Genomic DNA, 8,657 nt, shown 5'->3' with positions numbered 1-8,657 from the left:
AGAGATGGCCCTGGAAATCAACAGCACAATGCCGGGCCTTAAACGCTTGCCGCCGGCGGCAAAAAGGTGCTCAGCAGCAGCCTGGAGAATTGGATGGCCAGCACCTATCAGGCTGCGCAAGTCGGCCAGCAGGGCATCCAAATCAGCCTCTACGGGCTGTAGCAGCTCAGCAACCGTTGCCACAACACCTCCGCTGTCCGGTGATCCTAGAAGGCTCGCTCGGTCGACCGCAGATCAACCTGCTGAACACTGGGACAATGCCCCAGCCAGGGCGTCGCAGCGGCGGCAAAGTCGAGGGCGCAGCCGGTCACACAAAGGCGTGAGCGCACATCCGTAGGAAATACGGCATCTCCGCCCAAATCTGCTTCAGGGGAGTCCCCCAGGCTGGCCAAAAGGGGGCCAAGACGCTGCACCGCCGCCTCAGCTGGATCAATCAACATCACCCCCTCCGGCAATAGCTCCTGGAGCAGGGGCCGCAGCATCGGGTAGTGGGTACAACCGAGAACCACGGTGTCCACATTTGCCTCCAGCAGGGGTGCCACCGCCTGGGTGGCCGCAGCCCTCAGGGCCGGGGCATCGAGGTCACCCGCCTCGATGTGGGGCACAAAAGCGGGGCAGCCCACCTCCACAACCTTGGCTAGGGGGCGGCTGGCCTGGATGGTGCGTCGATAGGCGCCGCTGGCGGCGGTGGCCGGAGTTGCCAAAACACCAACGCGATCACTTTGGAGCTGGGCGGCAACGCTGTCGATCAGGCCCACCACCGGCACCCCAGCCTCAGCCACCGCCACATCAAGGGCTAGGGCATTGGAGGTGTTGCAAGCCATCACCAAAACCCCCACCCCCTGGCCCTTGAGCCAATGCACCACCTCTGCCGCAATCGTGCGGATCTCTTCCACACTGCGCTGGCCATAGGGCACCCGGGCCGTATCGCCCAAAAAGAGGCAACGGCTATGGGGATAGGTGGCATGGATCTGGCGCAGCACGGTCAGGCCCCCCAGACCGCTGTCGAACAAACCCACCAGGATGCTCATCGCCGACTGGGCCCTAGGGCCGGTGCCATCGCCATTTGGCGGAAAGTGGATTTTCGAGGCATGGCATCAGAAAAGTACGGGCCTGCGGTGCTTGAGGCTTGGCATCTGGGCCCGAACCCTGGTGGCGTGGCCGGCATCCACAGGGGCTACGGCCAGACCAGGTGCCACACCTGCATCGGCCAAGACAGTGCCCCAGGGATCAATAACAAGGGCATGGCCATGGCTTTGGCGACGGCCGTAATGGTTGCCGGCCTGGGCTGGTGCCACCACATAGGCGGTGTTTTCAACGGCCCGGGCCTGGAGCAACACCTGCCAGTGGTCCTTACCGGTAAAGGCCGTGAAAGCCGCAGGCACCATCAACACATCGGCGCCCTGGCTGGCCAGGTAGCGATAGAGCTCCGGGAAGCGCACGTCGTAGCAAATGGAGATGCCAATGCGGCCCAGCCCGGGCACCTCCACCACCGGTGGCAAGGCATCGCCAGGTTTAACAGTGGCCGATTCCCGATAGGTATTGCCATCGGGCAAGTCCACATCGAAGAGGTGGATCTTGTCGTATTGGGCCAATAGCTGCCCTTCCGTACTGACCAGTTCCGCCCGGTTGTAGGTCTGGCCGTTGCCGGCCGGCACCGGGAAGCCCCCACCCAGCAGGGTCACCTGGTAGCGGCGAGCCATCGTCACCAAAAAGCGACTGCACTGGTCCGCCAGGTCGGTGGCGAGCTCCAGCCGCTGGGAGTCATCGCCCATGAAGGCAAAGTTCTCCGGCAGGCCCACCAAATCCGCCCCTCGGCGGGCCGCCAGCTCGATCTGCTCCTCGGCGGCGGCGAAGTTTCGCGTGGGATCAGAGGTGCTGGTGAGCTGCACTGCTGCCGCCAAAAAACTGCTCACCAGAGGCCCTGAGTAATCGACCAACTTTAGGGGCGTGGGCCTAACTGGCCTTGAGCACCCCAGGCTCCACCTGCATCGGCACCACCTCAAGGCTGTCGATGGCCGCGCAGCAGGCGAAATCGGCATCGTGATTACCCAGCCCAATCAGGCGCTGGCCATGGCTGGCGGCCCGCAGGCAGGCCTCCGGCTGATGGCGCCATTGCTGCCAGAGGGCAAGGGCAGCCAGGGCCTCATCGTTGCCACAAACCACGCCGTTGTCATTGGCAATTTCGGGTTGGCCAGGGCCTGCCTGCTCCATCAACGCCGAGACCACAGCCCCCGCAGCCAGGCTGTCCTCCAGGGAATAGTCTCCTTCCCAGCCACTGCCGACGATCCAAACCCGCTGGGCGGCGGCCGAAATCAAGCGGCGGGCGACGGCGCTGATGTTGGGCAAGCAGGCCGTAAGCAGCAGGGGCACCTGCCTTACGGCAGCCAGTGAGCGGGTGCCATTGGTGGTGCTCATGAAAATGCGTTTGCCCCGCACCAGCTCCGGCGTCACAGCCAGGGGGGAATTGCCCAGGTCGTAGCCGTTTACCCGCTGGCCACCCCGCTCACCGGCGCGTAAACAAAGGTCTGCTGGCCAAGCCGCAGCGGCGCTCTCCAATTCGTCCAGGTCTGCGAAGGCCTGGATGGCTTCAGCACCGTTTTGAAGCGACCAGGCAATGGTGGTGGTGGCCCGCAGGACGTCGATGACGACAGCTGCATCGGGAGCTTCTGGCCCATTGGCTGCAGTCGCGGGCTGCGTAGGCACCGCCTCGGAGGTAGGGAAGTAAAAAATTTGCACGGGCACATGCTCCACCTGGGTGCGCCACAGTAGGAAGCACCGGTTAAGCCCGATGCCAGCGACGGCAATCCCCCAACGCAGCCGCCGTGACCTGCGCGGATTCATCGAATTAGTTGAGCGACGCGGCCAGCTGCGCCGCATCACCGCGCCGGTGGATCCAGACCTGGAGTTGGCGGCCATCGCCGACCGGGTATTGGCGATGGGGGGGCCAGCCCTGCTGTTTGAAAATGTGATCGGCTCCACCATGCCCGTGGCAGTGAATCTGCTGGGCACCGTGGAGAGGGTGCTTTGGAGCATGGGTATGGAAAACCCCTTGGAGCTCGAGGCCCTCGGAGAGCGACTAGCCCTGTTGCAGCAGCCCAAACCCCCTAAGGGGATGCGCGAAGCCGCCCGCTTCGGCGGAGTGCTTTGGGACCTGATCAAGGCACGACCAGATCGGGACCTGATCCCCCCCTGCCAGCAGCAGGTGTTCAAAGGCAACGACGTAGACCTCGATGCCCTGCCCCTACTACGGCCATGGCCAGGGGATGCGGGCAAGGTGATCACCCTGGGGCTGGTGATCACAAAGGACCCGGAAACCGGCGTGCCAAATGTGGGGGTCTACAGGCTGCAAAAGCAGTCGATCAACACGATGACCGTTCATTGGTTGAGCGTGAGGGGCGGCGCCCGCCACCTGCGCAAGGCAGCGGCCCTCGGCAAGCCCCTGGAGATCGCCATCGCCATCGGTGTGCATCCCCTGCTGGTGATGGCCGCAGCCACCCCTATTCCGGTGCAATTGAGCGAATGGCTGTTTGCGGGCCTCTATGCCGGAGAGGGCGTGCGACTAGCGAAGTGCAAAACCGTGGACCTGGAGGTGCCATCCCACAGCGAGCTGGTGCTCGAAGGCACGATCACCCCCGGCGAAGAGTTGGGTGATGGCCCCTGCGGCGACCACATGGGTTTTTACGGTGGAGAAGAACTGTCGCCCCTGGTCAGGTTCCAGTGCATCACCCAGCGACGCAACCCGATTTACTTCACCACCTTCAGCGGCAGGCCCCCCAAGGAGGAGGCCATGCTCGCAATTGCCCTCAACAGGATCTACACCCCAATCCTGCGCCAGCAAATTCCGGAAATCGTCGATTTCTTCCTGCCGATGGAGGGGCTCAGCTACAAGCTCGGCATCATCGCCATCGATAAGGCCTACCCGGGCCAGGCCAAGCGGGCAGCCATGGCCTTCTGGAGTGCCCTCCCCCAATTCACCTACACAAAGTTTGTGGTGGTGGTCGACAAACAGATCAACATTCGCGATCCCCGCCAGGTGATCTGGGCCATTAGCGCCCAGGTGGATCCCCAGAGAGATCTTTTTGTGCTCGAGAACACCCCCTTTGACTCCCTGGATTTCGCCAGCGAGCGGCTGGGCCTGGGCGGGCGATTGGCCATCGATGCAACCACCAAAATCGGACCAGAAAAACGCCACGATTGGGGCGAAGCGCTCGGCCGGCCGGCGGAGCTAGAGGCCCAGGTGGACAGTCGCTGGGACGAACTGGGGCTCGCCGATTTGGCTGGGCAGGAGCCCGATCCCGCCCTGTTTGGCTACACCCTCGAGTACGTGCTTGAGAGGCTGGCAAAAAGCCGTGCCTAACCATGCTCAGCAAAGCTGGTGCCCAGGCCGTCAAGGCCCTAATTGAACTGGCTGCCAGCCCCCAGCAATGGCGATCCACGGCTGATTTGGCCAGGGCCCAGCAACTACCTGAGCCAATGCTGGAGCAGCTGTTGCTGAAGCTCCGTCGCTCCGGCCTGCTGCAGGCCCGTCGGGGCCGGCTCGGGGGCTACCGCCTGGCGAGACCAGCCCAGCAGATCTCCATCGGCCTGGTCCTTGGGGCCGTGGCCCGCCAAGCAGAACCGCTAAATCCTGGGGATGCTTCAGCGATCTCAGCTGCAGATCAGGTGACCAGCAGCCTCGAGCGCCTCCTAGAGAGGGCCCAACAAAGGGCCCTGGCCGAACTGACGGTGGAAGACCTCTACTTCGACCTACGCAGTGCCCTGGCGAGCAGACAGGAAGACGGCGGCCTATTACTGGGATAGATCTCCATAGGATCAGTAAATTCGCCCATCCCCATTGGCCCAAGCCCCAGACCAATCGGCCCCCATGTCCCTGCCCGGGGTCGGCAGCCTGAGGGGCCAGGTGAGGGTCCCGGGCGACAAGTCGATTTCCCATCGGGCCCTGTTGTTTGGGGCCATTGCCGAAGGCACCACCCGAATCGAGGGCCTGCTGCCTGCGGAGGATCCCCTGAGCACGGCCGACTGCCTGAGGGCCATGGGGGTTGGGGTTTCATCAATTAGGGCCGGTGAAACGGTGGAGGTGCAGGGGGTTGGCCTAGACGGCCTGCTCGAGCCCGGCAACATCCTTGATTGCGGCAATTCCGGCACCACCATGAGGTTGATGCTGGGTTTGCTGGCCGGACGGGCAGGCCGCCACTTTGTGCTCACCGGCGACGGCTCCCTGCGGGGTCGACCGATGCGCCGGGTAGGAGCACCCCTGGCGGAGATGGGGGCCCTGATCCACGGACGCCTCGACGGCAACTTTGCCCCCCTGGCGGTTCAGGGCCGCCAACTGCATGGCCGCACCATCCACACCCCGGTTGCTTCCGCCCAGGTGAAAAGTGCGATTTTGCTGGCCGCCCTTACGGCCACAGGCGAAACCACGGTGATTGAACCGGCCCAATCCCGGGACCACAGCGAAAGGATGCTGCGGGCCTTTGGCGCCGACCTGGAGGTAGGTGGAACCAAAAGCACCGAGATAACCATCCGTCCTGGGAGCAACCTGCGGGGCCAGGATGTAGTCGTACCAGGTGACATCAGTTCGGCTGCCTTCTGGCTGGTGGCTGGCGCCATCACGCCGGGAGCGGAGCTGACGATCGAGAATGTGGGCTTGAATCCCAGTCGCACCGGCATCCTTGAGGTGCTCGAACAGATGGGGGCGCGCATCAGCGTCTTAAACGGCAGGGATGTGGCAGGGGAACCGGTGGGGGATCTGCACGTGGCCCATGGCCCACTACAGGCCTTTGACATTGGCGGCGAACTAATTCCCCGACTGGTCGATGAGATTCCCGTGCTGGCGGTGGCCGCCTGCTACGCCACAGGGGTTAGCCGGGTTAGGGATGCCGGCGAGCTGCGGGTCAAGGAAACCGACCGCCTGGCCGTAATGGCTCGCCAACTGGGGGCCATGGGGGCCCAGATCGAGGAATTCGAAGACGGGATGGTGATTGTGGGAGGGCAGAAGCTCAAGGGTGCGGAGCTAGATAGCGAGACCGATCACCGGGTCGCCATGAGCTTGGCTGTGGCGTCGCTGGTGGCAGTGGGCGACAGCAAATTGCACCGGCCCGAGGCCGCTGCCGTTTCCTATCCAAGCTTCTGGAACGACCTGGCCCGCCTTCGTAACTAACCCTTAGATTCCGGCGCAGTCGCCCCACCCCTTGATGCTCGCCGTTGCCGTGTTGGCCGCCGGGAAAGGCACCCGCATGAAAAGCGACCTGCCCAAGGTGTTGCAACCCCTGGCGGGGGCAACACTGGTGGAGCGCGTGCTCTCCAGTTGCCAGCACCTGGCCCCGGAGAGGCGAATCCTGATCGTTGGTCACCAGGCCGCCAAGGTGGAGCAGTCCTTGGCGAAGCTGGACGGGCTGGAGTTTGTGCTGCAACAACCCCAGAACGGCACTGGCCATGCCGTACAACAACTACTTAATCCGCTCCAGGGCTTTGGGGGCGACCTATTGGTGCTGAATGGTGATGTGCCACTGCTGCGCCCCGAGACCCTGGAGCAACTGCTTGGCCAGCATCGGAGCTCGGGGGCGGCGGTGACCCTTTTGACGGCACGTCTGGAGGATCCCAGTGGCTATGGGAGGGTTTTTGCCAACCAAAATGGGGCCGTTAGCCAGATCATTGAGCACCGCGACTGTTCAGACAAACAGCGGCTCAACAACCTCACCAATGCGGGTATCTACTGCTTCAACTGGCAAAAACTGGCGGAGGTTTTGCCCCATCTCACCACTGATAACGACCAGGGCGAGCTCTATCTGACGGACAGCGTCGCCCTGCTCCAACCTGCCATGCACATGGAGGTGGCCGATCCAGATGAGATCAATGGCATCAACGACCGACTGCAACTAAGCCAATGCGAGGCTGTCTTCCAGGAACGACTTAAGCGCCATTGGATGGCGGAGGGGGTGAGCTTTGTGGACCCCGCCAGCTGCACCCTCAGCGAGAACTGCCGGCTTGGCCGTGATGTGGTGATTGAGCCCCAATGCCATTTGCGCGGCTCAACCGTGGTGGGGGATGGCTGCCGAATCGGCCCAGGCACATTCCTGGAAAACGCTAGCCTGGGAGCCAATGTTTCCGTGCTCTATTCGGTGATTCGCGAGGCGGTGGTGGGGGATAACTGCGCCATTGGTCCCTACGCCCAATTAAGGCCGGGCACAAAGCTGGAAACCGGTTGCCACATCGGCAATTTTGTGGAGATCAAGAACAGCCAACTTGGCGAGGGGGTGAAGGTGAACCACCTGAGCTACATCGGCGATGCGGACCTGGGCGAAAGGGTAAACGTGGGGGCAGGCACAATTACCGCTAACTACGACGGCGTGAAAAAACACCGCACCGTTATTGGCTCAGGCAGCAAGACCGGGGCCAATTCCGTACTCGTGGCCCCCATAACCCTCGGAAGCAACGTAACGGTGGGAGCTGGATCAACCCTCACCAAGGATGTGCCCAGTGGGGCGTTGGCCCTGGGGCGTTCCAAGCAAGTAATCAAGACCGACTGGCCCGAACCTAGTTAGCGGCAGCCAGCAACTCGACGATCCCCGTTAGGGGGATGCGCTCCATGTCTCCGCTGTCGATGTTGAGCACCTGGGCGTATTTAGATATCGGCCCCCTAACGGGGCGGCTTATGTCGCATACCCGACCGATGAACCAGGGCCTACCCGCCATCGCCACCACAGCCAGGTGGCCGGGCCGGGCATCGTGGAAGCGCTTGGGATTGGCTTGCCGCAGGGTCTCGACTGCGGGATCGATTTGCCAGGGGGCCACGCAGGTGAAGTACATCTGTATCATTAGGGTAGTACGGTCGTACTCACGGCGCAACCCCGGCGTCTAGGTTGAACCAGTTGAGCCGTTAACCATGGAAAGCACTGACTACAGCGGAGCAATTGCGGGCCTAATTGCCGTCGGCCTGTTGCTCACGGGCGCAGTGGTCTATGTGGTGAGCCGCCCCACCGACCTGGGCAAGCGCTAAATCTGCCCATGGCTGCCCAAGGACCGCTGGTAGTAGTGGATCTTCAGGGCCAGTGGCGCCTCGACGATCAACCCGCCCTGGCCAGAGCGATGGCAAGCACCATGGCCATGGCCGAGCTGGGCGACCCTAAGTCGCTTCGCCTGGGAGTCACAGGCGGCCCCAGCCAAGCCCGGCCCCTGCAAGGGCCCCACCAAAGCAAGCTGACAAAGCAGGCGATTGAAGGCCTTAAGGCGAGGCTGCCATCCCTAGGGATTGAATGGCTTGAGGATCAATCTGAATTGGTTGCTGAGGTCAGCGAAGTTGGGCGCTGTGGGCCCAACCGGCTCTTCGCAAGCCCGCCAATTCCCCTCGAGAGCTTTCCACGGGTCTTTGCGGACTTTCGCAGCCAGCTAGCGGCCAATGGACCCATTGAGGTTGAAGCACCTATTGGGGCCATTTCGGAGATCGATGCAGCGATCGATGGGGCAATCGATGAAGCAAGCCGAAGTGATGGCGATAACCCCAGCTCATTTCCCTTTGCAGGCGATGAATTAAGCGCCCTAAGGCACCTGCAGCACTTTGTGCACGGCAGTGCGGGCCTCAGGAATTACAAGCAAACCCGCAACGGCCTGTCAGGGGTGGGGTTTTCATCAAAGTTTTCGGCCTGGCTCTCGAT

Annotated in this window: 8 protein-coding genes and 2 pseudogenes; 5 read left to right on the top strand and 5 right to left on the bottom strand. The window is 62.7% G+C overall.

Annotated features, from left to right (window positions below):
- The 4 genes and pseudogenes from KBY58_RS11995 to KBY58_RS11980 form a co-directional block, all read right to left on the bottom strand.
- Window positions 1–183: pseudogene (locus KBY58_RS11995) on the bottom strand (solanesyl diphosphate synthase); the annotation flags it as partial.
- Window positions 184–206: 23 nt separating this feature from the next.
- Complete coding sequence (murI, locus tag KBY58_RS11990; protein WP_255004552.1) at window positions 207–1,031, bottom strand: glutamate racemase; 825 nt, start codon at window positions 1,029–1,031, stop codon at window positions 207–209.
- A 66-nt stretch (window positions 1,032–1,097) separates the two neighbouring features.
- Entirely contained in the window at window positions 1,098–1,916 is an 819-nt protein-coding gene (locus tag KBY58_RS11985; RefSeq protein WP_254933385.1) for a carbon-nitrogen hydrolase family protein, read from the bottom strand.
- Window positions 1,917–1,956: 40 nt separating this feature from the next.
- On the bottom strand, window positions 1,957–2,739 hold the full coding sequence (locus tag KBY58_RS11980) for a 2-phosphosulfolactate phosphatase family protein (RefSeq protein WP_409995759.1): 783 nt from the start codon (window positions 2,737–2,739) through the stop codon (window positions 1,957–1,959).
- Window positions 2,740–2,791: 52 nt separating this feature from the next.
- Here KBY58_RS11980 and KBY58_RS11975 point away from each other — a divergent pair, with 52 nt between their 5' ends.
- From KBY58_RS11975 to glmU, 4 genes are all read left to right on the top strand, one after another.
- Entirely contained in the window at window positions 2,792–4,360 is a 1,569-nt protein-coding gene (locus tag KBY58_RS11975; RefSeq protein WP_255004551.1) for a UbiD family decarboxylase, read from the top strand.
- Between the two features lie 2 nt (window positions 4,361–4,362).
- Complete coding sequence (locus tag KBY58_RS11970) at window positions 4,363–4,803, top strand: Rrf2 family transcriptional regulator (RefSeq protein WP_255004550.1); 441 nt, start codon at window positions 4,363–4,365, stop codon at window positions 4,801–4,803.
- A 64-nt stretch (window positions 4,804–4,867) separates the two neighbouring features.
- Window positions 4,868–6,163: a 3-phosphoshikimate 1-carboxyvinyltransferase gene (gene aroA, locus KBY58_RS11965; protein WP_255004553.1), complete on the top strand. Its 1,296-nt coding sequence runs from the start codon at window positions 4,868–4,870 to the stop codon at window positions 6,161–6,163.
- A 34-nt stretch (window positions 6,164–6,197) separates the two neighbouring features.
- Window positions 6,198–7,547, top strand: coding sequence for a bifunctional UDP-N-acetylglucosamine diphosphorylase/glucosamine-1-phosphate N-acetyltransferase GlmU (gene glmU / locus KBY58_RS11960; protein ID WP_255004549.1), 1,350 nt, complete (start codon window positions 6,198–6,200; stop codon window positions 7,545–7,547).
- On the opposite strand, the gene KBY58_RS11955 is transcribed toward glmU, so the two are convergent.
- Window positions 7,540–7,821, bottom strand: coding sequence for a hypothetical protein (locus KBY58_RS11955; RefSeq protein ID WP_254933390.1), 282 nt, complete (start codon window positions 7,819–7,821; stop codon window positions 7,540–7,542). The two genes, glmU and KBY58_RS11955, sit on opposite strands and share 8 nt — an antisense overlap.
- A 189-nt stretch (window positions 7,822–8,010) precedes the next feature.
- On the opposite strand from KBY58_RS11955, the pseudogene KBY58_RS11950 reads away from it, so the two are divergent.
- A pseudogene (locus KBY58_RS11950) lies at window positions 8,011–8,657 on the top strand (hypothetical protein); the annotation flags it as partial.

The sequence above is a fragment of the Cyanobium sp. HWJ4-Hawea genome (genome assembly GCF_024345815.1).
In the GTDB taxonomy this organism is placed as follows: Bacteria; Cyanobacteriota; Cyanobacteriia; order PCC-6307; family Cyanobiaceae; genus Cyanobium_A.
This window is presented reverse-complemented; position numbering and strand designations above follow the sequence as displayed.

Excerpts from the sequence above, each read along its gene's own strand:
- murI (WP_255004552.1), bottom strand. The coding sequence starts at position 1,031 with ATGAGCATCCTGGTGGGTTTGTTCGACAGCGGTCTGGGGGGCCTGACC.
- KBY58_RS11975 (WP_255004551.1), top strand. The coding sequence starts at position 2,792 with ATGCCAGCGACGGCAATCCCCCAACGCAGCCGCCGTGACCTGCGCGGA.
- KBY58_RS11970 (WP_255004550.1), top strand. The coding sequence starts at position 4,363 with ATGCTCAGCAAAGCTGGTGCCCAGGCCGTCAAGGCCCTAATTGAACTG.
- aroA (WP_255004553.1), top strand. The coding sequence starts at position 4,868 with ATGTCCCTGCCCGGGGTCGGCAGCCTGAGGGGCCAGGTGAGGGTCCCG.
- glmU (WP_255004549.1), top strand. The coding sequence starts at position 6,198 with ATGCTCGCCGTTGCCGTGTTGGCCGCCGGGAAAGGCACCCGCATGAAA.
- KBY58_RS11955 (WP_254933390.1), bottom strand. The coding sequence starts at position 7,821 with ATGATACAGATGTACTTCACCTGCGTGGCCCCCTGGCAAATCGATCCC.